The organism is Streptomyces sp. NBC_01012 (assembly GCF_045162755.1).
Classification (GTDB): Bacteria; Actinomycetota; Actinomycetes; order Streptomycetales; family Streptomycetaceae; genus Streptomyces.
Map to the genome: position 1 here is coordinate 2,752,863 of NZ_CP108688.1, position 25,036 is coordinate 2,777,898.

General features: G+C 70.4%; 23 protein-coding genes. 6 read left to right on the top strand and 17 right to left on the bottom strand.

What is annotated here, in order from left to right; all coding sequences use genetic code 11:
* Positions 1 to 78 precede the first annotated feature (78 nt).
* The 9 genes from OG623_RS12080 to OG623_RS12120 all read right to left on the bottom strand — a co-directional run bounded on the left by OG623_RS12080 (position 79) and on the right by OG623_RS12120 (position 8,422).
* Positions 79 to 1,383: a sensor histidine kinase gene (locus OG623_RS12080; RefSeq protein ID WP_406146264.1), complete on the bottom strand. Its 1,305-nt coding sequence runs from the start codon at positions 1,381 to 1,383 to the stop codon at positions 79 to 81.
* A gap of 11 nt (positions 1,384 to 1,394) precedes the next feature.
* Positions 1,395 to 2,282, bottom strand: coding sequence for a DUF5936 domain-containing protein (locus tag OG623_RS12085; RefSeq protein WP_406146265.1), 888 nt, complete (start codon positions 2,280 to 2,282; stop codon positions 1,395 to 1,397).
* A gap of 17 nt (positions 2,283 to 2,299) precedes the next feature.
* On the bottom strand, positions 2,300 to 3,235 hold the full coding sequence (locus OG623_RS12090; RefSeq protein WP_406146266.1) for a type II secretion system F family protein: 936 nt from the start codon (positions 3,233 to 3,235) through the stop codon (positions 2,300 to 2,302).
* 10 nt (positions 3,236 to 3,245) lie between these two features.
* Complete coding sequence (locus OG623_RS12095; RefSeq protein ID WP_406146267.1) at positions 3,246 to 4,583, bottom strand: CpaF family protein; 1,338 nt, start codon at positions 4,581 to 4,583, stop codon at positions 3,246 to 3,248.
* Between the two features lie 31 nt (positions 4,584 to 4,614).
* Complete coding sequence (locus OG623_RS12100; protein WP_406146268.1) at positions 4,615 to 5,016, bottom strand: TadE/TadG family type IV pilus assembly protein; 402 nt, start codon at positions 5,014 to 5,016, stop codon at positions 4,615 to 4,617.
* A gap of 6 nt (positions 5,017 to 5,022) precedes the next feature.
* Positions 5,023 to 5,478: a pilus assembly protein gene (locus OG623_RS12105; protein ID WP_406146269.1), complete on the bottom strand. Its 456-nt coding sequence runs from the start codon at positions 5,476 to 5,478 to the stop codon at positions 5,023 to 5,025.
* Between the two features lie 5 nt (positions 5,479 to 5,483).
* Complete coding sequence (locus OG623_RS12110; RefSeq protein WP_406146270.1) at positions 5,484 to 6,752, bottom strand: CpaE family protein; 1,269 nt, start codon at positions 6,750 to 6,752, stop codon at positions 5,484 to 5,486.
* Between the two features lie 7 nt (positions 6,753 to 6,759).
* The gene (gene cpaB / locus OG623_RS12115) at positions 6,760 to 7,464 is read right to left on the bottom strand and encodes a Flp pilus assembly protein CpaB (RefSeq protein ID WP_406146271.1); all 705 of its coding nucleotides are present in this window, start codon (positions 7,462 to 7,464) and stop codon (positions 6,760 to 6,762) included.
* Positions 7,465 to 7,537: 73 nt separating this feature from the next.
* Entirely contained in the window at positions 7,538 to 8,422 is an 885-nt protein-coding gene (locus OG623_RS12120) for a hypothetical protein (protein ID WP_406146272.1), read from the bottom strand.
* A 570-nt stretch (positions 8,423 to 8,992) separates the two neighbouring features.
* On the opposite strand from OG623_RS12120, the gene OG623_RS12125 reads away from it, so the two are divergent.
* A complete protein-coding gene (locus OG623_RS12125; RefSeq protein WP_406151791.1) occupies positions 8,993 to 10,018 on the top strand; it encodes a chitinase in 1,026 nt (341 codons plus the stop codon).
* 154 nt (positions 10,019 to 10,172) lie between these two features.
* Here OG623_RS12125 and OG623_RS12130 read toward each other — a convergent pair whose 3' ends face one another.
* Positions 10,173 to 11,477, bottom strand: coding sequence for an Nramp family divalent metal transporter (locus OG623_RS12130; RefSeq protein WP_406146273.1), 1,305 nt, complete (start codon positions 11,475 to 11,477; stop codon positions 10,173 to 10,175).
* A gap of 180 nt (positions 11,478 to 11,657) precedes the next feature.
* Between OG623_RS12130 and OG623_RS12135 the strand changes: the two genes are divergently transcribed.
* Positions 11,658 to 13,739 carry a serine/threonine-protein kinase gene (locus OG623_RS12135; protein ID WP_406146274.1) on the top strand — a complete coding sequence of 694 codons (2,082 nt, stop codon included), beginning with the start codon at positions 11,658 to 11,660 and terminating at the stop codon, positions 13,737 to 13,739.
* A gap of 57 nt (positions 13,740 to 13,796) precedes the next feature.
* On the opposite strand, the gene OG623_RS12140 is transcribed toward OG623_RS12135, so the two are convergent.
* The 4 genes from OG623_RS12140 to OG623_RS12155 form a co-directional block, all read right to left on the bottom strand.
* Entirely contained in the window at positions 13,797 to 15,269 is a 1,473-nt protein-coding gene (locus OG623_RS12140; protein ID WP_406146275.1) for a GntP family permease, read from the bottom strand.
* A gap of 113 nt (positions 15,270 to 15,382) precedes the next feature.
* The gene (locus tag OG623_RS12145) at positions 15,383 to 15,793 is read right to left on the bottom strand and encodes a RidA family protein (protein WP_406146276.1); all 411 of its coding nucleotides are present in this window, start codon (positions 15,791 to 15,793) and stop codon (positions 15,383 to 15,385) included.
* Between the two features lie 7 nt (positions 15,794 to 15,800).
* The gene (locus OG623_RS12150) at positions 15,801 to 16,559 is read right to left on the bottom strand and encodes an IclR family transcriptional regulator (RefSeq protein ID WP_406146277.1); all 759 of its coding nucleotides are present in this window, start codon (positions 16,557 to 16,559) and stop codon (positions 15,801 to 15,803) included.
* Positions 16,556 to 17,608: a sugar kinase gene (locus OG623_RS12155; protein WP_406146278.1), complete on the bottom strand. Its 1,053-nt coding sequence runs from the start codon at positions 17,606 to 17,608 to the stop codon at positions 16,556 to 16,558. Before OG623_RS12155 ends, OG623_RS12150 begins: the two co-directional genes overlap by 4 nt.
* 189 nt (positions 17,609 to 17,797) lie before the next feature.
* Between OG623_RS12155 and OG623_RS12160 the strand changes: the two genes are divergently transcribed.
* Together OG623_RS12160 and OG623_RS12165 are read left to right on the top strand one after the other, a co-directional pair.
* Entirely contained in the window at positions 17,798 to 19,093 is a 1,296-nt protein-coding gene (locus OG623_RS12160; RefSeq protein ID WP_406151793.1) for an alanine racemase, read from the top strand.
* A 123-nt stretch (positions 19,094 to 19,216) separates the two neighbouring features.
* The gene (locus tag OG623_RS12165; protein ID WP_406146279.1) at positions 19,217 to 20,839 is read left to right on the top strand and encodes an amidohydrolase family protein; all 1,623 of its coding nucleotides are present in this window, start codon (positions 19,217 to 19,219) and stop codon (positions 20,837 to 20,839) included.
* A 28-nt stretch (positions 20,840 to 20,867) separates the two neighbouring features.
* On the opposite strand, the gene OG623_RS12170 is transcribed toward OG623_RS12165, so the two are convergent.
* Positions 20,868 to 21,716 (bottom strand): trypsin-like peptidase domain-containing protein, encoded by an 849-nt coding sequence (locus OG623_RS12170; protein WP_406146280.1) that lies wholly within the window; start codon positions 21,714 to 21,716, stop codon positions 20,868 to 20,870.
* Positions 21,717 to 21,830: 114 nt separating this feature from the next.
* On the bottom strand, positions 21,831 to 22,724 hold the full coding sequence (locus tag OG623_RS12175) for an EamA family transporter (protein WP_406146281.1): 894 nt from the start codon (positions 22,722 to 22,724) through the stop codon (positions 21,831 to 21,833).
* A 40-nt stretch (positions 22,725 to 22,764) separates the two neighbouring features.
* Between OG623_RS12175 and OG623_RS12180 the strand changes: the two genes are divergently transcribed.
* Positions 22,765 to 23,319, top strand: coding sequence for a MarR family winged helix-turn-helix transcriptional regulator (locus tag OG623_RS12180; RefSeq protein WP_406146283.1), 555 nt, complete (start codon positions 22,765 to 22,767; stop codon positions 23,317 to 23,319).
* A gap of 33 nt (positions 23,320 to 23,352) precedes the next feature.
* On the opposite strand, the gene OG623_RS12185 is transcribed toward OG623_RS12180, so the two are convergent.
* Positions 23,353 to 23,919 (bottom strand): Uma2 family endonuclease, encoded by a 567-nt coding sequence (locus OG623_RS12185; protein WP_406146284.1) that lies wholly within the window; start codon positions 23,917 to 23,919, stop codon positions 23,353 to 23,355.
* Positions 23,920 to 24,083: 164 nt separating this feature from the next.
* Here OG623_RS12185 and OG623_RS12190 point away from each other — a divergent pair, with 164 nt between their 5' ends.
* Complete coding sequence (locus tag OG623_RS12190) at positions 24,084 to 24,896, top strand: arylamine N-acetyltransferase (RefSeq protein WP_406146285.1); 813 nt, start codon at positions 24,084 to 24,086, stop codon at positions 24,894 to 24,896.
* Positions 24,897 to 25,036: the final 140 nt, after the last annotated feature.

The following is a 25,036-nucleotide window of genomic DNA, read 5'->3' on the forward strand; positions in this document are numbered from 1 at the left end:
TGGGGGTGGGGACGGAAATAACACGGGGAGTGCTGGAGCGGTGGAGCGCTACGGCCGGTGTCCGGGCCGCCGCAGCGGTTACGGGTCCGCCCCGGCCTGGAACAGTGCGGCCGTCGGGAGTTCCACGCGGACCTCCGTGCCCTTGGCCGCCTCGCCCCTGCCGATGCGGATACGGGCGCCGATGGAGGCCGCGCGTTCGACCATGCCGACGAGCCCGAAGTGGCCGGCCCTTCGCAGGTCGTCGAGCGTGGTGCCCTTGGGAAGTCCTTGCCCGTCGTCGTACACGCTGACGCGCAGGACGTCGCCCTTGATGCCGGCGAGGACGATGAGGTAGGTGGGGTGGGCGTGCCGGTTGGCGTTCTCCATCGCTTCGGAGGCGACGGTGAGCAGCTGTCTGGCGACGACCTGCGGGACCGGCGGTACGGGGGTGTCGCCCGGGCTGCGGAACACCGCCTCCACGCCGTGGCGGCGGCTGAAGTCATCGGTCCTGGTTCGGAGTTCGGTGATCAGGTCCACGCCCCCGTCGAGCCCCGATTCGCGGCGCAGGTCGGAGAGGAGTTCGCGGGACTCGGCGGCGGCCCGCCGGGCCGAGCGAGCCACCAGCTCCGCCTGGTGTTTGACGGTCGGGGGGTCCATGCGGTCGGCGGAGCCGGCCAGGCCGTCGGCGGCCAGGGCCAGGCCGTGCAGGGTCTTGGCAACGGAGTCGTGCATCTCCCGGGCCAGCCGGCCGCGTTCGCCCTCGACGGCCTCGCTGACGGCGAGCCGGGCCCGGGTCTCGGTCAGGGCCTGGCTGGCCGCGCCGACGCGGAGCATCAGATTGCGCAGGGCCACTCCGACAGCGCCGGCCAGGATGCAGAAGCCGGGCAGGAGCAGCACGTCGGCCAGGCTCGACTGGGGGCGGTTGTCGACGCTGTAGGCGGCGGCGAGGATGAGGCTCTGCACAGCCGCGAAGATTCCGGCGGCACGCCAGCCGTAGAGCAGTCCGGCGAGCAGCGGGGTGCAGACGACGGCGTAGCCGAGGGTCGACTCGGGGGTGGCGGTGAACAGCAGCAGCGCGCCGAAGACGGTGTCCACGCCGAGGAGCAGCGGGTGGCGCACGAGGAGCGGCCCGAAGCGTTCCCAGTCGCGGTAGAGGGCGTACGAGCCGACGAACGTCACGAGGACGGCCGATCCCACCAGCCAGCCCGCGACGCCGGGGGCGCTGTTGTCGATGGCCTGCGGGGTGCCGATGGCGATCATGGCGAGCCGGAAGAGGAACACCTGCCTGGCCAGCGCCTGGAGGGCGTTGACCTGGATGGAGACCGTGGGTGCCGGGCCCACCGGGGTGGACAGGGTGTGGCGGGGGTCCGTGGGCTCGGGTCCCGGGTGCAGGGAGATCGTCATCGGCCGGCCGCTCATTCCCCCGTCAGGGACCCGAGGTCGGTACCGGATCCGAGCAGCATGGCGGCGCCCATCAGGAGCACGGTCGCGGGGATCATGAAAGTGGTGACCATCAGGGTGGCCTTGGGGACCGCCTTCGCCGCCTTGCGCCGGGCGTTCTGCGCGTCGGTGCGGCGCATGTCGTTGGCGATGGCGATGAGGGTGTCGACGATCGGTGCGCCCAGCTCCTCACCCTGCTGGAGCGCGGTGACGAACATGGCGACCTGCTCGGAGTCGTTGCGTCTGCGCAGCTCGTCGAAGGCCTGGCGGCGGCTGACGCCCATGTCCATCTGGCGCAGGGTGATGCGCAGTTCGTCGGCCCAGGGGCCCTTGTACTTCTCCGACACCCGGTCGAGTGCCTGCCGGAAGCCGAGTCCTGCGGAGACGACGACGGCGAGGACGTCCAGGAAGTCGGGGAGCGTACGGTCGATGTCGTCCCGGCGTTTGCGGACGGCGGCCCAGATGCCGACCTCGCCCCAGAACAGGCCGAACGCGACCATCAGCAGGGCCATGAAGATCTGGCCGCTGGAGAGCATCGCGAAGGCGGCGAAGGCTCCGAGGGCGCTGTAGACGGCACGGCGGGCGGCGTAGCGGTCGACGGTGAGGCCGTCGGGGTTGCCCGCCATGTCGATCTTGCGGCGCTTCTCGTTGACCCTCTTCGGGCCCATCAGGCGGAGCACCAGAGGCGCCCAGCGCATGCCGAGCCGGTCGATGCCGGAGCCCACGGCCGTGGTGCGGGTCGAGCCCACCTCCAGGGCGAGCGCGAGGTCGCCGGGGAGGGTCGCCTCGGTGCGGTACATCCGTACGCCCTTGAAGACGCCCAGCACACAGAGGCCGACGACGAGAGCGAGCAGCAGTTCCATATCGAGCGGTCCCCTCCTCAGATATCGATCTTCGAAATGCGGCGGATGGCGATGAAGCCGACGGTGTACAGGCCGAGCGAGATGATGACGGCGGTCTGTCCGAGGAACGATCCCGTCATCCGGTCGAGCGCTCCGGGGAGGATCGAGTTGACGAGGAGCATCGCTCCGACGCCGATGGCCGGGACGGCGTACGCGGTGGTGTTGATCTGCGAGAGCTGGGTGCGGACCTCGCGCCGGGTCTCCTTGCGCTCCTCCAGGGTGATGGTGAGGTTGCGCAGCGAGGAGACGACCTGGCCGCCCGCCCGGTTGGACAGGATGAGGGTGGCGACGAGGACGACGAGCTCGCGGGACGGCAGACGGGTCGCCAGTTCGTCCAGGGCGTCGTCGAGGGTGCGGCCCACGCCCAGCTGGTCGGCGACGATGCGGAGTTCGTCGCCCGCGGGCGCCTCCAGTTCGTCGGCGGCCATGGCGATGGCGGTGCGCAGGGAGAGACCGGCCTGGGTGGCGTTGGCCAGTACCCGGGAGATCTCGGGCAGCTGGCCGATGAAGGCCTCGGTGCGTTTGGTGCGGTGCCAGTTCAGGAAGGTGTTGGCGGCCCAGATCCCGGCGAGTCCGGCGAGCGGGCCGAAGAACGAGGCCAGCAGGGAGGCGGCGATCAGCCAGAGGGCCACGACCGACGCCACGACGTAGAGGAAGTACTCGCCGGCGGTGACGTCGAGGCCGGTGGCCGCCAGCTTCCGCTCGATCCTCCTGCCCAGTCCCGTGCGGCGCAGCCGGCGGTCGAGCCCGGGGAAGCGGCGCTGCGGGCCGCCCTCGACCTGGCCGGTGGAGGAGAGCCGGTCGACGAGGGCTTCGCGCTGGGCCTTGCCCGAGTTGTAGGCGTGCAGGCCGAGGACGCCGAGTACGCAGCACAGCAGCGTGACGCCGATGGTGAGCGGTGCGAGGTTGTCCATGTCGGGGTACCTATTCGGCTTCTCGGGTGGCGAGGTACGCGTCGGACGGTGCGACTCCGAAGGCCTGGGGGATCGGTTGTCCGGCCATGTGGAGCCGGTCGGCGATACGGCGCGGGAGGGGCAGTGCCTGGAACTCGCCGTGGATCAGCCCGTCGGTGTCCATCGGCCGGGCATCGAACCGGGCGACGGTGACGATCCTGTACGGGGCCCGCCCGTGCGAGTCGAGTACCGCGAGCTCGGTGATGCGCCGGGAGCCGTCCGCGTGCCGGGTCAGCTGGACGATGACGTCGACGGCGCTGTTGATCTGGTCGTGCAGGGCCTCGAAGGGGATCTTGATCTCGGACATCGACGCGAGGGTCTGGAGACGCATCAGCGCGTCCTCCGCGCTGTTGGCGTGGACGGTGGCCAGGGAACCGTCGTGGCCGGTCGACATCGCCTGGAGCATGTCGAGCGACTCGCCGCCTCGGACCTCACCGACGATGATGCGGTCCGGGCGCATACGCAGGGAGTTGCGGACCAGGTCGCGGATGGTGATCTCGCCCTTGCCCTCCACGTTGGCGGGGCGTGACTCCAGCCGGATCACGTGCTTCTGCTGGAGCTGGAGTTCGGCGGAGTCCTCGATGGTGACGATGCGCTCGCCCTCGGGGATGAGGCCGGAGAGCGCGTTGAGGAGGGTGGTCTTGCCCGTGCCGGTGGCCCCGGACACGATCACGTTGAACTTCGCCTGGACGAGGCCGGCGAGCAGCAGCAGTATCTGCTCGTCCAGTGAGCCGAAGCTGATCATCTCCTGGAGCGTGAAGGACCTGGGGAAGCGCCGGATGGTGAGCGTCGCGCCGGTGAGCGCGAGCGGCGGGATGATGACGTTGACGCGCTCGCCGCTGGGCAGGCGGGCGTCGACCATCGGATTGGCCTCGTCCACACGCCGGTTGACGGTGGAGACGATGCGCTCGATCGTCTGCATCAGCTGCTCGTGACTGGCGAAGCGCAGGGGGAGCTGTTCGACGCGGCCCGCTCGTTCGACGTAGATCTGGTCGGGTCCGTTGACCATGATCTCCGTGATGGAGGCGTCTTCGAGGAGCGGCTCCAGGACGCCGAGCCCGAGTGCCTCGTCGACGACCCGGCGGATCAGCTGGGAGCGTTCGAGGGTGGAGAGGACCGGGCCCTCACGGCTGATGATGTGGCCCAGTACGCGTTCCAGCCTGGCCCGGCGGTCGGCGGTGGCCAGCGAGGACATCTCCGCGAGGTCGATCTCCTCGAGGAGCTTGGCACGGTAGGTGGCGACCATGTGGCCGTCCTCCCGTCCCCCTCCGCGCTCCTCGGGGGCGGTGATGCGTGCCCGCAGACTCATGGGTGGTACTCCTCGGGTGAAAAGGGATGCGCTAGTCGCGGGGCATGGTGGCGGACTTCTCGACGGTCCGGTCACCGAGCAGGCCGAGCAGGACGTCCGGGATGTCGACCGTGACCTTCACCGTGACCGATTCGCCCCCTGTCGGCGCGGCGATCCGGGACCGCTGGGCCACCCAGCCGGTCATCGACGCCTTGCCGACGCGTTCGTAGGACCCGCGCAGGCCGTCCTGCGAGGCGGTACGGGCGGCGGCCCGTGCTCCGGTGCCGGCCTGCTGGGCGGTGTAGGCGACGAGGCCGAGCTGTATGCCCGCGAGGCCGATCAGGATGAGGACCGGGAGGAAGCCGAGGTACTCGATGGCGGTCGAGCCACGGTCCGAGCCGGCGCGCGGTCTCCGTCCGGCCGCTCGTGGAAGTGGAATCCGTACGGATGCCATGTCGCGTCACTTCCCTTCCGCTGCCGCGCCGGCCGTCGCCCTGACGGGGATGGGGAGGCTGGCGAATCCCGGGAACAGGACGGGGGCCTTCAGGGTGATGGTGGCCTTCACCATGTCGTTCTCCTCGTACCCGCAGCGACTGACGTCCGCGGGTCCCTCCCAGGCGTTCGGGAGCCGCTCGTACACGGCGTCCCTGCACCTGCTGTGCCGGTCCCAGGCGCCGGAGGCGACCGCCTTGCGTACGCCCTCGTCCGCCGCGCCGCTCGCCAGCGTGAACGTGTAACCCACCAGGACGGCCTGCCAGAGCAGCACCAGGGTCACCAGGATGATCGGCACCATCCCGGTGAACTCGATACTCAGCTGCCCACGGTCGCCTCCCGGCCGTGCCGACACGGGTGACAGTGCCCGCGCGTGCGCGCGCAACCGTGTGCGTATCCGGCCCGCGTCTCCGCTGCCTGGCATCACTGTCAGCCTCCCCCGCTGGTCGTGCCGCCCTTGCGCTTGCGGCCACCGATCGAGCCCCGGTCGCCCCGCAGCATGCCGCCGCGGGACTCCGTTCCCTTTCCAGGCTTCACGAGTCCGAGCTCACCCGCCAGGGCCCAAAGGGCCTGTTTCACGGTGGAGCGTGGGTCCAGTTCGTGCATTCGGCCCGAATCGACCACCCCCTGGAGCTCCTTGAAGTTCGCGGGTACGGCCGTGGCCGCCATCCGGGTCCCGGTGATCCGCTGGATCAGGGCGGGCTGGATCTCGGTGTTGCGGTTGAAACGGTTGACGAGGGAGACCGTCTCCTCGCCCTTGCGGACCTGGAGCCGTTCCCACATCCGGATGATGCGCTTGGCGCCCCGCACCGAGACGACGTCCGGGGTGGTCACCAGCACTGCGGTGTCGGCCATCTCGATCGCCGCGGCGTTGGCCCCGTTCATCTGGCTTCCGCAGTCGATGACGACGACGTCGTAGCGTGAGCGCAGGGCGCTGACGATCTGGCGGGCGGACCGGTCGCTGACCTCTTCGCCGCGCTCGCCCTCCCCCGGGGCCAGCAGCAGGGCGAGGCCCGTGTCGTGCGAGAACACGGCGTCGGAGAGCACCCTGGGCGATATGTCGGTGATGGCCGCCAGGTCGACGACGGAACGCCGGAACTGCACGTCGAGATAGGCGGCGATGTCACCGGCCTGGAGGTCCAGGTCCACGAGCGCCGCGGCGTGCCCGGACGCCTGTGCGGCCAGGGCGAGCTGTACGGCGGTGACGGTCGTGCCGACCCCGCCCTTGGCCCCCGTGACGGTGACGACGGTGCCGCCGGGGCCGGTGAACACATCGGCGCCCGACCCGAGATGGCGTCGTACGCCGGTGGACCACTGGGCGGCGGCCTGGACACGGTTGGCGAGTTCCTCGTAGCTCAGGGGGAGAGTGACCAGGCCCCGGGCCCCCGCGTCCATCGCCGCGGCGAAGAGCACGGGGCTCGCGTCCGCGGTGATCAGCACGACCCCCACGGCGGGGAACCGCAGGGAGACCTCCCTGATGAGTTCGAGGGCGGGCACCGGGCCGATCCGCTCGTGGACCAGGACGGCCTCGGGCAGTTCGTCGACGGCCTCGCCCGCGAGACGGGCGAGCGTGTCGATGAGCTGTGTGGAGTCGCTCACCGGTGCCGCGGGTTCCGCGTCGGGGAGCTGGCTGAGCAGGGTGGTCACTGACCTGGCCGCGTCGGCGTCACCGACCGCCGGGAGGATTCTGATGGTCATCCCGCCCTCACTTGTCGTTGTCGAGCGTGTAGGTCCGGTCGCCCGGGCGGATGGTGCCGTCGCTGCCCGGGGCGATCAGGGCGAGACGTACGTGCTGGGCGAACGACTCGGCGTAGGCCACGCGCTGGGTGTCGAGGGTGTTGAGGGCGAAGGTGATCGGCACCGCCTGGGTCGCCTGGTTCCGGTCCTCCTTCCTCGGTTCGAGGGCGGTCAGTTCGCCGACGTCGAGGACCTTGGCGTTGGAGACGATGATCTTTGACTGGGAGGCCTCGCCCTCCCGCTCGCCCGTGAACGTGGCGTAGATGTTCACCTTGTCGTTGGGCCGGATCTTGCCGGCCACACCCGTCGCCGCGTCGATCATGATGGCGATCTCCTGCTCACCCGGCCGCAGTTCGGGGCTCCGCACCATCATGTCGCTCTGCATCAGCGAGCCCTTCTGCAGCTCGGTGACGGCGATCTTGCCGTCGATCTCGTCGATCTTCGTGACAGCGTTGCCGGACAGCCAGCGTTTGGGCATCGAGACCTTCTCGAACTGCCCGGCGGACAGGGCCGTGTACGGGGCCACATCGGTCTTCAGCCGGTAGGCGTCGACCTCGGGGCCGACCTTCGAGTTGACGTCGCTGATGACCGAGAGCACCCCGGCGAATGCGGCGAAGGCGCACAGGACCGAGAGGAGCAGGAGTATCACGCCGCGGCGCTGGCGGGAGTTCATGGGCCGGACAACCTCGTTCGAATCGGATACGTGGAGCAGCGGACAGAGACGGATGCGCGGTGTCTGAGAGGAGCTACGCGGTCGGCGGCGCGGGCGCTCCGGGGCTCAGGACAGCGGGGGAGAGCATTCGGTTCTCCGACGGCGCCAGCGGGGAGGAACAGAACCCGCAGCGGTCGCCGATGAGCTCCATTCCGCACCAGTGGCAGTTTTCCCTGCGTACGGAGGAAACGAGCTGGTAGATCACGGAGATGTCCGGGAGGAAGGAGGCAAATTCCACCAGCTTCCCCGTTCCCCACCAACGCGCCGAGCCGGAAGGCAGGGGGCACTCCGTAACGGCTTGGACCCCCCAGGCGGGGGCGAGGGTCTGCTGCACCCATTCGGATGTCAACTGCCCCTTGGCCACCAGGAGATGACTGCTGAAGGCGGGCCCGGACGGCGGCTCGACCGTCGGCCCGATCTTGACCAGCTGCGGGCTGGGTCCCGCGAGCACGGCGAACTGTGAGCCCGGCACCCAGGACTTGGCGTGGCTCTTGAGGCTGACGGGGACCCGGTCGAGCCTGGCCACCGAGTTGAGCAGGGCTCCGGCGTGGATGTAGTGGGAGAGCAGCCGGGCCGCCGATGCGACGACTCCCGGGCTGAAGTCGCAGATGGAGAGCTGGCGCAGCTGGCGTACGAGTACGGCCACGCCCAGCGGCGGCAGGTCGGTCCTGAGCAACGCGATGCGGTCGCTCTCCAGGACCGAGCGGATGGCGTGCAGCCGGCGCTCATGGGCGGGGCTGATGCCCGACGGGTAGACCGCGATCACATGACCGTGCTGCTCCAGGAGCAGGTTCATGTCGCCGATCGCGAGATCGAGGGGCTGCTCTCCCGGCGCCTGGAGCAGGGCGGCGGTGGGCGTCTGCTGATCGGTCGGCGGTAGCACGAGATCGGCGCTGGTCACTGCTATTGCGGTCGGCACGCACTTCCCCGTTCGCTTCCGGCCGTGGTCGGGGACGACTCCGGCCGCAATCACTCTGCCCCCGTGCTTCTGCCCAGCACTTTAACCACGTCACACCAGGCAGAGAACAGATATCGGATCCCAGTACGAAGACGTACTGCACGCGCGTTCGCTCCGCCTCCGTACGAAATCGGACGAAAAGCAGACCGGTTAACTCCTGTACCACTGCACAGAGTTACCCCGGCCGTCCGGGTTTGAAAACCGTCGGAATTAATCCGCCCACGTCAGAACGGATGTCGGCGATTCCGCCCGCTTTCCCGGACCGCCCCCGATATCCGCTCCGTCACGTTCCGGGCACGCGGGCCGAGTCACCCGAAGGTGTGCACGCGCCCGTCCCGCGAGGTCCCCCGACGCCGGCGCGCACCGCGCTCGGCACATCCGTACCGCCAGAGGTCTTGACATCTTGATTGGTCTGGACCAGTTTATCAGGCCAACGGGTGGCCACCGTTTCCGCAAGCATCCCCCAACTCCCCCCACCGGAGGCAGCAAGTGGAAAACTCCGTAGGCAGCAGCACGCACAGAAGGCGTCGGATCAGGCCTCTCGTCGGCGGGATCGTGGCCGCGGTCGCGGCCGGGGCGCTCGGCGTCACCGGGCTCGTCACCACCGCGCAGGCGGGCGACACCGACACGGCCGCGAAGGCCGGCGAGGCGGCGGGCGCGGGTGTCGCGTCGGTCCCCGCCCACGCGGTCACGGGCTACTGGCAGAACTTCGACAACGGTGCCACCGTCCAGAAGCTCGGCGACGTCCCCGAGAACTACGACATCATCGCCGTGGCCTTCGCGGACGCCACGGACACGCCCGGCGGTGTCACCTTCAACCTGGACTCGGCGGGCCTCGGCGGCTACACCGTCGACCAGTTCAAGGACGACATCAAGGCCAAGCAGGCCGACGGCAAGAACGTCATCATCTCCGTCGGCGGCGAGAAGGGGGCCGTCGCCGTCAACAGCGACGCCTCCGCGACCGCCTTCGCCGACTCTCTGTCCGACCTCATCCAGGAGTACGGCTTCAACGGCGTCGACATCGACCTGGAGAACGGCCTCGACTCCACGTACATGACGAAGGCGCTGCGCTCCCTGTCGTCGGAGGTCGGCTCCGACCTCGTGATCACCATGGCGCCGCAGACCATCGACATGCAGTCGACGTCCGCCGAGTACTTCAAGACGGCGCTCGACATCAAGGACATCCTGACCGTCGTCAACATGCAGTACTACAACAGCGGTTCGATGCTGGGATGCGACGGCAACGTCTACTCGCAGGGCTCGGTGGACTTCCTCACCGCGCTCGCCTGCATCCAGCTGGAGGGCGGTCTCGACCCGTCCCAGGTCGGCATCGGTGTCCCCGCCTCGTCCAGCGGCGCCGGCAGCGGCTATGTCGAGCCGGCTGTCGTGAACGCGGCCCTGGACTGCCTGACCGAGGGCACGAACTGCGGTTCGTTCAAGCCCGACACCACCTACCCGGGGCTGCGCGGCGCGATGGCCTGGTCGACGAACTGGGACGCCGCCGCGGGCAACGCCTGGTCCGACTCGGTCGGCGCACACGTCCACGGACTCCCGTAGCCGTAGCCGTAGCCGTACCCGTCATCGACACCCCGTGACCCGGGCACACCCCCCACGACCCGGTCACACCCCGTGACCCGGTCACGCCTCGGGCCGACGAACCAGCAGCGCCGCCGCTCCCCCGGCGGCGCTGCTGTGTTCGTCCCGTGTCATGTCACCAGGGCAGTTCGCGCACCTGCTGGACGCACAGCACGACGAACAGCAGACCCGCCGCGCCCAGCATCCCGTTGCTGAGCCAGCCGTTACGCCACTCCCTGGGCGTACGGGAGGAGTTGAGCAGCCAGATCAGGGTCAGCGCCAGGAACGGCATGAAGAACGCGCCCAGCACCCCGTAGCCGATGACAAGCCCGAAGGGCTCGTCCAGCCACAGCAGCGTCATCGGCGGGAACGTCAGCCAGAGCAGATACGCGCGGAAGGGCACGGACCGCTCCTGCCGGCCGACCGTCTCGCTGCCCGCCCTCTCCACGTCGGCGCCGCCCCGGCCGCCCCTGAACCGCTCCACGAAGTCGGCGAACATCAGGCTCACGCCGTGCCACACACCGATGAGCGACGAGAACGACGTCGCGAAGAAGCCGATCAGGAACAGCTTCGCCGTACCCGTACCGAAGCGGTCCTCCAGGACCTTGCCGAGATCGACCAGCCCCCGGTCACCGCTCGTCAGGGCGATCTGCGAGGAGTGCAGCAGCTCCGCCCCGACGACGAGCATCGCCACGACGAAGATGCCGGTCGTGATGTAGGCGGCCCGGTTGTCGATCCGCATCACCTTCATCCAGGCGGTGTTGGACCACCCCTTGGCGTTCACCCAGTACCCGTACGCCGCCATGGTGATGGTGCCGCCGACCCCGCCGATCAGTCCGAGTGTGTAGATCAGCGATCCGTCGGGCAGGACGGGGAGCAGCCCGGCGAAGGACGCGCCGATGTCCGGCGCCACCCGGATCGCGACGTAGACCACGACGACGAACATCACGCCGATCAGGACCGTCATGACCTTCTCGAAGACGGCGTACTGGTTGAACCAGACGAAGACCAGACCGATCAGCCCGGTGATGATCGCCCAGGTCTTCAGGCCGGGACCGTCGGGGAAGAGCGCCACGACGGGCAGGGCGCTCGACGACATGGCCGTCGCGCCGTACACGAAGCCCCAGACGACGACGTACACCGCGAAGTAGCCGGTGGTCCACCCGCCGAGGGTGCGCCAGCCGTCGAAGAGCGTGCGGCCCGTCGCCAGATGCCAGCGGCCCACCGCCTCCGCGAGGGAGATCTTGACGAGGCAGCCGATCACGGCCGCCCACATGAGGGTGTAGCCGAATTTGCTGCCCGCGATGAGCGTCGCGACCAGATCTCCCGCTCCGACGCCGGTGGCCGCGACGACGATGCCGGGCCCGATGTAGCGCCAACTGGACTTACGCGGCCGGGAGCTCAGCTCCCCCGCACCTGTGGTCTCACTTGTCTCCGCCATGCCGGTCAAGGAAGCGCATGGCGAAGGATCGCACAAGGGGGCGCGGGCACAGGGCCGTCATGCCCCCTCCACTCGCGTACGTCTGTGGATGTTCCGTGACAGGAGAGGGTGGTGCACCGCCCGGTTCCCCGTGGGACGCTTGACCCGCTGGACAGAAGGCCGCTGAACGGGGGAAGTGGCATGACAGGCCCACGCGTCGACCCGCTGGAGCACGGCGATCCGGCGACGCTCGGCAGCTACGAGCTGCTCGGGAGACTGGCGTCGGGTGGCATGGGGAGGATCTACCTCGCCCGGGACGGTGAAGGGCAGCCGGCAGCTGTGAAGACCCTGCTCGCCGAGGGCGTCGTCAGCGACGTCGACCGGCGGCGCTTCGCCCGTGAGGTGCGGCTGGCGCAGCGGATCGACAGCGCGTTCACGGCGCGGGTGCGGGAGGCGGACCCTCGGGCGGAGCGGCCGTGGATGGCGATCGACTACATAGCCGCCCCCTCCCTGGCCGAACTGGTGCGTGCCGCAGGGGTGTTACCCGCCTTCACCGTACGGTGGCTGGCGGCGGGCGTGGCGGAGGCGCTGGTCACGCTGCACGGCGAGGGCATCATCCACCGGGATCTCAAGCCGCAGAACGTCCTGCTGCCGCTCCCCGGCCCCCGCGTGATCGATTTCGGCATCTCGCACGCCAGCGATATCACCCGTACGAGTCTCACCCTGGGCACGATCGCCTTCACCTCACCCGAGCAGGCGCGGGGTGAGCCGTCGACCGAGGCGTCGGACGTGTACTCGCTCGGCGCGACCCTGTTCCATCTGGCGCTCGGTCGGCCTCCGTACCGTGCCGACAGCGACACGCTCGGCCTGCTGGCCCAGGTGCAGCGGGGCCGGCTCGATCTCGACGGGCTGCCCGAGGAGTTGACGACGCTGATCCGCCCCTGTCTGGCGGTCGACCCCACGCAGCGGCCGGCGCCGGCCGAGATGCTCACCCGGTTCCAGGAATCACTGGCCGGGCTCCCGGAGTCGCAGGACGGTCGCCCGTGGCTCCCGCAGCGCTGGACGGATCTGATCGAGACGTACGAGCGTCACGGGCGTGAGCTGGTGCGGGGCGCCGGTGGCGGGGGCGTCGATCCCGAGGGGGGCACCGTCGACCAGGTCACGAGCGTGGTACCGCCGCCGGATCCGACCCGGGTGTACACGAAGGACCGGGAGCGGCTGCGCGAGGCGGAGCATCGGAGCGAGGTGGCGCGCAGGAAGGTGGAGAGGGACCAGCGGGAGCGTGCCGAGAGGGAGGCCGCGCGCGCCAGGGCCGCACAGGCCCTGGCGCGGCGTGTGGCCAGAGGGTCACCCGCGTCGGCGCCGGCCGACGGGGCGGCTCGTACGCCGGGCCCGGCATCCCGCACCGGAGCGGCCAGGACGCCCGGAGCCGCCAGGACGACGCCCGGACACGCGTCCGCCTCGGACAGCGGGGCGCCGACCACCGTGGACAGCAAGGTGCCGGGCGCCGTCGGCTGGCTGATCGTGCTGGTCTTCGTCGCGCTGGTCGTCGGCTGGCAGGCCTACAAGTCCGGCACCGGGACGGGCGATCACAGCGGAGCGAGCACGAGCGTCAGCGCGAGCGCCGACACGGACAGTGGCTCCGGCACGGATGAGGACGAGTACGGGGACGAGGACGAGTACGGGGACGACGAGGACACCGACGCGGACACCGACACCGACTCCGACTCCGGCTCCGGCTCCGAGCCGTCCGAACCGGAGACCGAGCCGACTCCCGACGAGGACGACGAGGCGTTCGGCGACGTGGCCTCGGGTGACTGTCTCAACGCCTACGACGACGGGTACGGCGACTGGTCGACCGACACCCCCGAGACCGTGCGCTGCGACGCCGCCGACGCCTACCTCAGGGTGACCTCGACGGACGACGACATCAGTCCTTCCGAGTGTCCGTCCGGCGCCGGAAAGTCGTCCTGGACCCACGTGGGTTCCGATTCGGAGTTCAGCGCCACGCTCTGTGTGACACGTCAGTTCCGCGTGGGCCAGTGCCTCGTCTCCAAACACGAGGGCGACCGGCTGACGGACGCCCAGTTGATGACGGTGTGGAGTTGCGGCGCGGGCACCGTCCCCAGCGGCTACGACGTCATCCTCCAGATCACGGGCCGCTGGCGCGCCCAGTCCAGCTACCCTGCCGGATTCTGCTCGCAGAGCCGGAGCGACCAGGAGCGCTACTGGACCCTGGAGGTGGACGACAACAGCACGGTGCTGTGCGTCAAGTGGGTCTGAGGACGGGGCGTTCCGGGCCGTGCCGCGGGGAAACGGCACGGCCCGGACCTGCGGGCGTCAGATCACCAGGCTCAGCGCCGCCGCGACCACGAAGCCGGCGACCGAGAGGACCGTTTCCAGGACCGTCCAGGTCTTGAGGGTGTCGCGCTCGGAGATGCCGAAGTACTTCGAGACCATCCAGAACCCGCCGTCGTTGACGTGCGAGGCGAAGATGGAGCCCGCCGAGATCGCCATGATGATCAGCGCGAGGTGGGCCTGCGACATGCCCTGTCCCTCGACGAGCGGAACGACGATGCCGGCGGTGGTGACGATCGCGACCGTCGCCGAGCCCTGGGCGACCCGCAGGACGACGGAGATCAGCCAGGCGAGCAGGATGACCGGGAGGCCGACGTCGTTGAAGGTGTCGGCGAGCGCGCCGGCGATGCCGCTGCCCTTCAGCACCGCTCCGAAGATTCCGCCGGCGCCGACGACCAGCAGGATGTTGCCGACGGGCTTCAGCGAGGACGTGGAGACGGCTTCGAGGGACTTACGGGACCAGCCGCGCCTGATGCCCAGCAGGTAGTAGGCGAGGAGCAGGGCGATCGTCAGGGCGACGAAGGGGTTGCCGAAGAACTCGATGACCGAGCGGCCCGTCGAGGGGTCCAGCGCGATGGAGGAGAACGTCGCGGCCAGGATGAGGATCAGCGGGGTCCCGATGATCGCGAGGACCGTGCCGAGCGGGACGGGCCGCTCCTGGGGGGTGACACCCGCGGCATGCTGTTCGGCGACGACCGCGGCCTTGGCCTCCTGGGCCGCTTCGACCATGTCCTGCGGTACGTCGACGAAGATGCGCTTGCCGATCCAGGCGGCGTACGCCCAGGCGGCGAGTACGGACGGGATGCCGACGAGGGCGCCCATCAGGATGACCCAGCCGAGCGAGACGTGGAAGAGGCCCGCCGCGGCGACCGGCCCGGGGTGCGGCGGGAGGAACGCGTGGGTCATGGAGAGCCCGGCCAGCAGCGGCATCGCGTAGAGAATGATCGACTTGCCGGACCGTTTGGCCGCGGCGTAGACGATCGGTGCGAGGACGAAGATGCCGACGTCGAAGAAGACCGGGATGCCGAAGATGAGGCCGGTGAGGCCCATGGCGAGCGGGGCGCGCTTCTCGCCGAAGAGGTTCAGCAGGCGGGCGCTCAGGACTTCGGCGCCGCCGGAGACCTCCAGGATCGCGCCCAGCATCGTGCCGAGGCCGATGATGATCGCGACGTGCCCGAGGATGCCGCCCATGCCGGATTCGATGACCGAGACGGCGGCCGAGTTCTGGACGGTGCCGAAGAGTTCGGTGACGGAGAGACCGGCACCCAGGCCGACGGCTATGGATACGGCGAGGAGGGCGACGAACGGCTGGAGCCTGGCTTTGATGATCAGGAACAGCAGGAGCACGATCCCGAGGGCGGCGACGGTCAGCAGACCGGGGGTTCCACCGATCAGGAGGAGCAGTCCACCGGTGTGGGGTGGCGCGTCGGGTGCGGGGGCGGCGGCGAGCAGCATGAGCGGTCAACTCCGTTGGTGACGGGGCCCTTCGGGCAGGGGGGAGCGCGGCACGGCGCCCCCGTGCGGGGAGGGCGGCGCCGTGCCGTGGCGGTCAGTGGTTCAGAGGGTGGTCAGCCGATGACCGCGAGGGCGTCGATCTCGATGAGCAGGCCCTTGGGCAGGCCGACGTACACCGTCGTACGTGCGGCCGCGGGGGCCTTCAGGCCCTGCTCCTCGAAGTACTCGTTGTAGATCGCGTTCATCTCGGCGAAGTGGTCGACGTCCGTGAGGTAGACGCGCATCATCATCACGTCGTCCCAGCTCGCGCCGCCCTCCTCCAGGATCGCCTTGACGTTGGCGAAGGTCTGGAGGGTCTGCTCACGGAGCGTCGGTCCTGCCGGGGTGGGGGCCTGGCCCTCCACGGCGGGCAGGAAGCCGACCTGGCCGGCGACCTGGAGGATGTTTCCCTTCCGCACGCCGTGCGAGAACTTGGCGGGCGGGGTGGTGTGGGTGCTGGGGGTGAGGGCGGTCTTCTCGGTCATGGCGGTTTCAGGCTTTCTTGGTGGGGGCTGTGCCGGAGTACTCCCGGCTGATGGCGTCCGCGGTGCGGCGCACCAGGGGAAGCAGGGTGAGGAGTTCCTCGGCCGTGACGACCACGTTCGGTGCGGACACCGACATGGCGGCGACGACCCGCCCGTCCGCGCCCCTGATGGGGGCGCCGACGCAGTTGATGGACTCCTCGTGGCCTCCGAGATCGGTGGCCCAGCCCTGTTCGCGTACGACGGCGAGTTCCTTGAGGAAGGCGCCGGCGTTCGGGAGCGAACGGGACGTGTACATGGGGTAGTCGAGGCGTTCGGCGATCGCGCGCCGTTCGGGCTCGGCGAGGTCGGCGAGGAGCAGCTTCGCGACGGCGGCGACGGTGATCGCGACGGGTTTGCCGATCCGTGAGTACATCCGCACGGGGTAGCGGCTCTCGACCTTGTCGATGTAGAGGACCTCGTTCTCCTCGTACACCGCGAGGTGGACGGTGTGCCCGCACTGTTCGTTGAGCGCGACGAGGTGGCTGTGGGCGATCTCCCGTACGTCGAGGTTCTCGACGGCCTCCTGGGCGAGCGCGAAGAGCCGGGCGCCGAGGCGGTAGCGCTGGTCCTCCTGGCGGTAGACGAGCCCGTGCTCGTGCAGCGTACGGAGCAGGCGCAGCGCCGTGGACTTGTGGACGCCCAGCCGGTCCGCGACCTGGCCGAGGTCGGCGGGGCCCTGGGCGAGCAGCGGCAGGATGCTCAGCGCACGGTCGACGGTCTGGCTCATGGGACTCGTACCTCCTCGTTCGCCCCGGGGACGACTGTCCAGCCGGGGCCGAGACGAAGTGTGCCCCAGGCCTCGTCGTCCAGGGCGGCGAGCCGGTCGGCGTACGCGCGGGCCGGGGGGCCCGTGAGGTCGCCGGGGACGGTGAGGACGGCGGCGGCCATGAGGTGGCCGTGCCGGGCCCGGTCGCGTACGGACAGGCCGCGGAGGGTGGCGGAGAGGAACCCGGCGGCGAAGGCGTCGCCCGCTCCGACCGCGGCGACGACGTCGACGCGCAGGGAGGGGACGGCGGTGACGGTGTCCTGGCCGTCGGCGCCGCGGGAGTGGACGACGACGCCCTCCGGACCCCGCTTGACGACGAGGACGTCGGGCTCGGGCAGGGCCGCGCGGATCGCTTCGGCGCCGTGGACGCCCCAGGCCTCCTCGGCCTCGTCCTCGCCGACGAAGACGAGGTCGCAACGGCGGGCGAGGCCGAGCAGGACCTCGGGGCCCGGCTCGCCCTCGCGCCAGAGACCGGGGCGGTGGTTGACGTCGAAGGAGATCAGGGGGCGGCCTTCGCGGGGGGCGGTGAGGTCGTCGAGGAGTGCCAGGCAGTCGGCGGAGAGCGCGGCGGTGATGCCGGACAGGTGCAGGACGCGGGTGGCGATGAGGTCCTCGTACGGGATGTTGTCCGGGGACATCGCGGAGGCCGCGGAACCGGCCCGGTAGTACGCCACCTCGTGGGTGTCGGTGGCACGGTCCGTCGCCGTGCGGAAGTAGATGCCGGTGGGGCGGCCCGGGTCGCGGCGGACGGCCGAGGTGTCGACGCCGTAGCCGGTGATCGCCTGGACGAGGTGGTCGCCGAAGCCGTCGGCGCCGACCCTGCCGACCCATTTCGTCCGGTGGCCGGCCGCGGCGAGCGCGCAGGCGACGTTGGACTCGGCGCCTCCGATGCCGCGGCTGAAGGAGGGGACGTCGGCGAGGCTGCCCGGCTGCGAGGGCAGGAACGTCACCATGGACTCGCCGAGGCAGACGACGTCCATGGTGGCTGTCCTGGCTGCGGATCCGGGCACTCTGGGCTCCTCGTGGTCGGCGCGGTCGGCTGCGGGGGCACCGGGCTCACCATTGACCCGGCATCGGCTCGGATGTTAGACAGCCATGAGCGATATACGCAACGCCTGTTGCACAGGTTGCAACGGCGACTTTCCCGAGGAGCCCCCTTGGCCGCCGAGCAGTCCCCCGAACAGTCCGCCGCGCCATCCGTGGCGCCGTCCGTGACCCGGCCCGTGGCGGCGCTCGCCGGTGAGCGGGTCGACCACCGCTTCAAGGCGCTGCCGCCCGACGCGGAGGGACTGACCGTGGGCGCGCTGGCGGCCGAGCGCCGCAACCTCTTCACCGGTGGCTTCACCACCCCCGTGCTGGCCCTGTCCGCCGAGTCCGTCGAGGCCAACCTCGCCCTGCTGGAGACGTACGCGGAGCGGCACGGTCTGGCGTTCGCGCCGCACGGCAAGACGTCGATGTCACCGCAGCTCTTCGCCCGCCAGCTGGAGTACGGCGCCTGGGGCATCACCGCCGCCGTCCCCCACCAGGCCAGGGTCTACCGCGCCTACGGCATCCCGCGGATCTTCCTCGCCAACGAGCTCGTCGACGCGGTCGCGCTGCGCTGGCTGGCCGCCGAACTGGACGCCGACCCCGGCTTCACGTTCGCCTGTTACGTGGACTCCGTGCGCGGTGTCGAGCTGATGGACGAGGCCCTGCGCGCGGCGGGTGCCGTGCGCCGCGTGGACGTCGTCGTGGAGCTGGGTGCGGGCTACGGCGCCCGCACCGGCGCCCGTACGGAGGCCGACTGCGCGGCGGTCGCCGACGCGGTGGCGGCCACGTCCACCCTGCGCCTCGTGGGCGTCGCGGGTTACGAGGGCGAGGTACCGGAAGCCTCCCCCGAGCGCGTACGGGAATGGCTGCGCCGACTCGTCGCGCTGGCCGCGGACTTCGACGCGGCCGGCCGCTTCACGTCACTCGCCGACGGCGAGGAGATCCTGATCAGCGCGGGCGGCAGCGCCTGGTTCGACGCGGTCGCCGACGTCTTCGCCCAGGTACCCGCGCTGAGCCGGCCCACGCTGAAGCTGCTGCGCTCCGGCGCGTACGTCAGCCACGACGACGGCCACTACCGCCACATCACCCCCTTCAACCGCATCCCCGACGAGGGCGCCCTTCAGCCCGCCTTCCGCCTCTGGGCCCAGGTCGTCTCCCGGCCCACCCCGGAGCAGGCCTTCGTCAACGCGGGCAAGCGCGACGCCGCCTACGACCTGGACCTCCCCGAGGCGCAGGTCGTGCGCTCCGCGCGCGACGGCTCGGTGCGCCCGGCCACCGGCATCACCGTCAGCGGTCTTTCCGACCAGCACGGCTGGGTGCGGACGGAGGCGGGTGCGGATCTCGAGGTCGGCGACTGGGTCGGCATGGGGCTCTCGCACCCCTGCACCTCCTTCGACAAGTGGCAGCTGATCCCGCTGGTCGAGGCGGACGGCACGGTCACGGACTACGTCCGCACGTTCTTCTGATCCCGTGACCGGCTGAAATACCAGCCTCGCCGGCGTTCGAGGCGCGGGGATCCGGGGGCAGAGCCCCCGGTTCCGGGAAGGGGCGGGGCGGGGAACGAACACTCCTGAAAGGCGAGCAACACCATGGACCTGGTCATGCGCAACGCGTCCGTCGTGGACGGCACCGGCGCCCCCTCCTACCGCGCAGACGTCGGCGTCACGGACGGCCGGATCACCGAGATCCGCGAGGAGGGCACCGGCCCCCGCCCCACAGCCACCCGCACCCTGGACGCCGACGGCCTCGCACTCGCGCCGGGCTTCATCGACATGCACGCGCACAGCGACCTCGCGCTGCTGCGCGACCCGGACCACAGCGCGAAGGCCGCCCAGGGCGTCACCCTGGAAGTCCTGGGCCAGGACGGCCTGTCGTACGCCCCCGCCGACGACCGCACCCTCGCCGAGGTCTGTCGCGCCATCTCCGGATGGAACGGCGACGGCAGCGACATCGACTTCGACTGGCGCACCGTCGGCGGCTACCTGGACCGCCTCGACCGGAACTTCGACGGCCAGGGCATCGCCGTCAACGCCGCCTACCTCATCCCGCAGGGCTCGGTCCGGATGCTCGCCGTCGGCTGGGACGACCGCCCCGCCACCGCCGCCGAACTGGACCGGATGAAGGAGCTCGTCGCCCAGGGCATGGCCGAGGGCGCGGTCGGCATGTCGTCGGGACTGACGTACACCCCCGGGATGTACGCGAAGGACGCCGAACTCACCGAGCTGTGCCGGGTGGTGGCCGCCCACGACGGCTACTACTGCCCCCACCACCGCTCGTACGGCGCGGGCGCCCTCGCCGCGTACGAGGAGATGGTGCGGCTCACCCGCGACGCCGGCTGCGCGCTCCATCTCGCCCACGCCACCATGAACTTCGGCGTGAACAAGGACAAGGCCCCCGAGCTTCTCGCCCTCCTGGACGACGCCCTCGCGGCGGGCGCGGACATCTCGCTCGACACCTATCCGTACACCCCGGGCTGCACGACCCTCGTGGCGATGCTGCCCAGCTGGGCGAGCGAGGGCGGGCCCGAGTCGATCACGGCCCGGCTGGCGGACGAGGACACGGCCGAGCGGATCCGCCACCATATGGAGGTCATCGGCTCGGACGGCTGTCACGGCGTCCCGATCGAGTGGGACACGATCGAGATCTCCGGCGTCGGCTCCCCGGCCCTGGCCGAACACGTCGGCCGTACGGTCGCCGAGTCAGCCCGGCTGCGCGGCGAGGAGCCCTGGGTGACGGCCCGGCGGGTGCTCCTCGACGACCGGTTGGGCACGACGATCCTCCAGCACGTCGGCCACGAGGAGAACGTCCGGCAGATCATGCGCCACCGGGTGCACACCGGCGGCAGCGACGGCATCCTCCAGGGCGACAAGCCGCACCCCCGCGCCTACGGCACGTTCCCCCAGTACCTCGGCCGCTACGTACGGGAGCTGGGCATCCTCTCGCTGGAGGAGTGCGTCGCCCACCTGACCTCCAGGCCGGCCGCCCGTCTGCGCCTGCCGGACCGCGGACTGGTCCGCGAGGGCTACCGGGCGGACCTGGTCCTCTTCGACCCGGCCACGGTGGCGGCCGGCTCGACCTTCGACGAACCACGCACCCTGCCGGTGGGCATCCCGCACGTCCTGATCGACGGCCGCTTCGTCATCGAGAACGGCACCCGCACCTCCACCCTGGCGGGCCGGGCGGTGCGGGGCGGCGGCCGGGGAGCGGTCTGAGACCGCCGGCCGCCGCCCCTGTGCTGCCTTACGGCTTCGGGAGTGCGCAGCCTGACAGGTTCAGGTCGATCTTGTTGCCTTCGCCGATGCACGGCACGATGCCGTACGTCTGCTGGGCGTAGTTGGTGCCCTCGCGGACGGTGACGGTGCCGTCCTCGGCGACCTCGCACGGGTTGTTGTCCGTGCACTCCTGGCCGTCCTCGTTACCCGTGTTGTTGACGGCGACCACCTTCCCGGTCGCGTCGTCGATCACGGGTGAGCCGGATGTGCCGCCGATGGTCTCGCAGGCCGGGGTGTAGCGGATGGAGTCCTTCCAGGTCCAGGAGCCTTCCTTGAGCTGGTAGGCGAAGCCGTCGATGTCGCAGCTGTAGGTGCGCTTCCAGTAGCCGGAGGCGACGGTGATGGCGGTGCCCTCGGTCGGGCGGGCGGCGTCGAGTTCCAGGGCCTCGATGCCGTAGTCGCTCTCGATCTCGGCGTAGGTGCTGGTGAGTTGGTACAGCGAGACGTCCGTGTCCGTCATGGTCCCGTACGCGACCTTGTCGGCACGCAGCGTGCCGACGCCGGTGCCCGCGCCGTCCAGCAGCGTGAAGGTCCGGCTCGACGCCTGGTCGAGGACGACCTCACCCGGGCCGGGGAAGCCGGATTCCAGGCAGTGCCCGTTGGACATGACGAGGGCAGGGTCGTCGTCCCCCGAGGACGGCGCCCGGACGACCGAGCCGGAACAGTTGCTGAGCGCGACCGTACCGGCGAAATCGACTGCCTTCGTGTGGACTTCGGTGGTGTCGGGCGCGGGTGCCGCGGTGGCCGCCGTTGCGGGTGCGATGCCTGCTCCGAGGAACAGAACAGAAAGAAGTGCGCCGACGAGAGGCTTGTTCATGTGGGGGGTCCCCTCCAGATATGCCAGTGACCGGAGTTCTTCCGGTTTTTGACATGCGCATGTTTGCGTATGAAGGGTGACCCCACAAGGGGCGAATTCAAGCCGCCGGATGGATCAGCTCATCGAGCCCACCGATCCTACGGCACGCCCCTTACGGACCTTCCGGACCACGGGCCTACCGAGGACGACCCCGGCCAGCACCAGAACCAGCCCGCAGAACTGCCGCACCGTGAGCACCTCGCCCGCGATCAGCGTGCCCAGTAGAACGCCGGTCACGGGGTTGAGCAGGCCGACCAGGCCCACCGTCGCGGCGGGCAGATGCCGCAGGCCCGCGAACCAGGCGGCGAAGGCCAGGGCGGTCGCCACCACGGAGACGTAACCGAAGCCGAGCAGGGCGGGCCCGTCCAGACGGGGCGGCGCCCCCTCGAAGAGGCACGCGAACGGCAGCAGCAACAGCCCTCCCGCGGTCAACTGCCAGGCGGTCGAGGCGAGTACGTCCACCTCGCCGCCCCACCGCTTGGCCAGGACATACCCGAGCGACGACAGGAGCATGGCCGCGACCGAGGCGGCCACCCCCAGCGGCGCGGCCGACGCATCGCCCATGAGGAGCATGAGCGCCACTCCCCCCGCGCCGATCGCCGCCCCGGCCAGATGCCGCACATGCGGGCGTTCCGCGACCAGTCCCCAGGCGATCATCATCATGACCATCGGCGAGGTCGCCATGACGGTCGAGGCCAGGCTGGTGGGGAGCGTCTGGGCGGCGATGTAGACGAGGGCGAAGAAGACGCCCGTGTTGAGCAGCCCGAGCACGGCGCTGCGCCACCACCACGATCCGCGCGGCAGCCGTCGGCGTACGGCGAGGAGGAGCAGCCCGGCGGGCAGCGCCCTGATCGCGGCGCCGTACAGCGGGTCGCCGGCCGGCAGGTACTCATGCGTGACGAAGTAGTTCGTGCCCCAGGCCACGGGTGCGATGGCCGTGACCAGCGCCCAGCGAACATTGGCTTCCATGGAAGGTATTATGCCTTCCCGGGAAGCTATAGTGGAAGTCATGCAGGACCAGGAGCACTCCGAAGAACCGCCGAGCGGTCCCCCGGACCGACCGCTCGACCACGTGGCGCGCATCCAGGCCGAGTGGGCCAGGGAGCGCCCGGATCTCGATGTGCGCCCGCAGGCCGTGATCGGCCGGCTGCACCGGCTGGGCGCGCTGCTCACCGAGCAGTTGTGCGCCGTGTACCACCGCCACGGCCTGGGCGAGGGCGAGTTCGACGTCCTCGCCGCGCTCCGGCGCGCGGGTGCCCCCTACGAACGCGCCCCTGGCGAGCTCGCCGCTCACACCATGGTCACGACGGGCGCGATGACGAAGCGGATCGACCGCCTGGAGCGGGACGGGCTCGTCAGCCGGCGCCGCTCGGCGGCCGACGGCCGAGGGCGGGTCGTGGCGCTCACCCCGGCGGGACGCGACCTGATCGACCAGGCGTTCGGCGCGCACATGCAGAACGAACGCCGCCTCCTGGACGCCCTGTCCCCCGACGAGGCCGCGCAGCTGGAGACCCTGCTGACCACATGGCTGGCCCACGTCGAACCGCCGCAGCCGACCCCCTGAGCCGGCCGCGCGGGCGGCTACCGGGCCGTCCGGTCAGATGGCTCCCAGGTCCACGGTGGCGGAGAAGGGCGCGGCGACCTTGATCACGCCGGTGTACATCTCGCCATCCCGGTAGACCTTGGTGGCGGGGTCCAGGACGTAGGTGTAGATGATCGGGACACCTGTGGGGGGCTGTTCCACTCGCCAGTAGAAGGGGATGCCGGCCTTGGCGTACTGGTCCGCCTTCACGATCCGGTCAGTGGTCTCCGATCCGGGCGACACGACCTCGACGACCAGGAGCACGTGTTCGGGGCGAGTGGGCGTGAGGTCGATGGTTTCGGCACGATAGACGACGACGTCGGGGCGGCGGTTGGTGAGGGGGACGTCCTGCAGACGGACATCGAAGTCCGTGTCGGCCTTCCAGTCGGAGCCGGCGGCGGCGTCCAGGGCATTGGCCAGGATCCGGGCCAGGCGGTTGTGCCGCTTGGACGCGCGCGGGCTCACGACGACCATCCCGTCCACGATCTCGATGCCGGCGCACTGCTCCTCGGACCAGGAGTCGTACTGTTCCGCGCTGATCTGCACATGCATCCACGCGGGCGCCACCATCTCGGCGGTCATGGTGCATCTCCTTCGATGACGCTCGTCAGCACCGCTCGGCCCAGCCTACTGTTCCGCACCCCCGGACACGCGCGCTCCGGCCAGGACGTGCCCCGGCCGAGGCATGCTCCACCGACCTGGCCGTGCACGACCGATGTGGTCGGCCGCACCCCTAGGGTCGGAGCATGACACTCGACCTCGACGCCTACTTCGCACGCATCGGCTGGTCCGGGGAGCGCCGCCCCACCGTGGAGGTGCTGCGGTCCGTGCACCGCGCTCATCTGCTGGGCATCCCGTTCGAGAATCTGGAGCCCCTCCTCGGCAGCGCCCCGTCCCTCGCGGTGCCCGACCTGGAGCGCAAGCTCGTCCGCAGTGAACGCGGCGGGTACTGCTACGAGCACAACACCCTGCTCACCGCCGCCCTGACCCAGCTCGGCTTCCATGTCACGCTGCTGACCGCGCGGGTGGTGGTGGGCGCGGCCCCGGGTGACATCCGGCCCCGTACGCACATGCTGATGCGGGTGGACGTGGAGGGTGAGCGCGCCCCCTGGCTGGCCGATGTCGGCTTCGGCTCGAACGGCGGGCTCGTGGAGCCGATCCCGCTCGTGGTGGACGCCGAGCTCCTCGACACCCCGCGCCGCCACCGGCTCGTGCACGCCCCGCACGACGGGCCGCTGGAGATGTGGGAGCTCCAGACGGACAAGGGCGGCTACTGGGAGCCGCAGTACGAATTCACCCTGGAGCCCTTCGAGGCTCCGGACTACGACGTCATCAACTGGCACATCGCGACGAACCCGCGCTCGCCGTTCCGGCAGGCGCTGTACGCCCAGCGCACCCTGCCGGGCGTACATCGGGCGCTGTCCGGGCGGACGCTGGTGTACACCGCCGACGACGGCTCGGTCGACGAGCGGGAGCTGAGCGACTCCGCCGAGGTGCTGCGGGTGCTGGCCGAGGACTTCGGCGTACGCATGCCGGAGGGCACGGTCCTGCCGGGCTGAGCCACGGAGAGCCGGGCCCCGGGTGGTCCCCCGGTCCTCCGGGCCGAGCCCCAGGGAGCCGGACGCCCAGGCGCCCCCGGTGACGCATCTCACCCGGCCTCCTCGCTCACGCCCGCATTCCAAGCCCTGGCCCCGCCGCG

What these genes read in the sequence shown, in the direction of transcription:
- OG623_RS12180 (WP_406146283.1), top strand. Translation starts at nt 22,765, where the DNA reads ATGCAGGACCAGGAGCACTCCGAAGAACCGCCGAGCGGTCCCCCGGAC.
- OG623_RS12150 (WP_406146277.1), bottom strand. Translation starts at nt 16,559, where the DNA reads ATGAGCCAGACCGTCGACCGTGCGCTGAGCATCCTGCCGCTGCTCGCC.
- OG623_RS12100 (WP_406146268.1), bottom strand. Translation starts at nt 5,016, where the DNA reads ATGGCATCCGTACGGATTCCACTTCCACGAGCGGCCGGACGGAGACCG.
- OG623_RS12080 (WP_406146264.1), bottom strand. Translation starts at nt 1,383, where the DNA reads ATGACGATCTCCCTGCACCCGGGACCCGAGCCCACGGACCCCCGCCAC.
- OG623_RS12090 (WP_406146266.1), bottom strand. Translation starts at nt 3,235, where the DNA reads ATGGACAACCTCGCACCGCTCACCATCGGCGTCACGCTGCTGTGCTGC.
- cpaB (WP_406146271.1), bottom strand. Translation starts at nt 7,464, where the DNA reads ATGAACTCCCGCCAGCGCCGCGGCGTGATACTCCTGCTCCTCTCGGTC.
- OG623_RS12175 (WP_406146281.1), bottom strand. Translation starts at nt 22,724, where the DNA reads ATGGAAGCCAATGTTCGCTGGGCGCTGGTCACGGCCATCGCACCCGTG.
- OG623_RS12140 (WP_406146275.1), bottom strand. Translation starts at nt 15,269, where the DNA reads ATGCTGCTCGCCGCCGCCCCCGCACCCGACGCGCCACCCCACACCGGT.
- OG623_RS12185 (WP_406146284.1), bottom strand. Translation starts at nt 23,919, where the DNA reads ATGACCGCCGAGATGGTGGCGCCCGCGTGGATGCATGTGCAGATCAGC.
- OG623_RS12110 (WP_406146270.1), bottom strand. Translation starts at nt 6,752, where the DNA reads ATGACCATCAGAATCCTCCCGGCGGTCGGTGACGCCGACGCGGCCAGG.
- OG623_RS12095 (WP_406146267.1), bottom strand. Translation starts at nt 4,583, where the DNA reads ATGAGTCTGCGGGCACGCATCACCGCCCCCGAGGAGCGCGGAGGGGGA.
- OG623_RS12170 (WP_406146280.1), bottom strand. Translation starts at nt 21,716, where the DNA reads ATGAACAAGCCTCTCGTCGGCGCACTTCTTTCTGTTCTGTTCCTCGGA.
- OG623_RS12085 (WP_406146265.1), bottom strand. Translation starts at nt 2,282, where the DNA reads ATGGAACTGCTGCTCGCTCTCGTCGTCGGCCTCTGTGTGCTGGGCGTC.
- OG623_RS12190 (WP_406146285.1), top strand. Translation starts at nt 24,084, where the DNA reads ATGACACTCGACCTCGACGCCTACTTCGCACGCATCGGCTGGTCCGGG.
- OG623_RS12165 (WP_406146279.1), top strand. Translation starts at nt 19,217, where the DNA reads ATGGACCTGGTCATGCGCAACGCGTCCGTCGTGGACGGCACCGGCGCC.
- OG623_RS12105 (WP_406146269.1), bottom strand. Translation starts at nt 5,478, where the DNA reads ATGCCAGGCAGCGGAGACGCGGGCCGGATACGCACACGGTTGCGCGCG.
- OG623_RS12135 (WP_406146274.1), top strand. Translation starts at nt 11,658, where the DNA reads ATGACAGGCCCACGCGTCGACCCGCTGGAGCACGGCGATCCGGCGACG.
- OG623_RS12130 (WP_406146273.1), bottom strand. Translation starts at nt 11,477, where the DNA reads ATGGCGGAGACAAGTGAGACCACAGGTGCGGGGGAGCTGAGCTCCCGG.
- OG623_RS12145 (WP_406146276.1), bottom strand. Translation starts at nt 15,793, where the DNA reads ATGACCGAGAAGACCGCCCTCACCCCCAGCACCCACACCACCCCGCCC.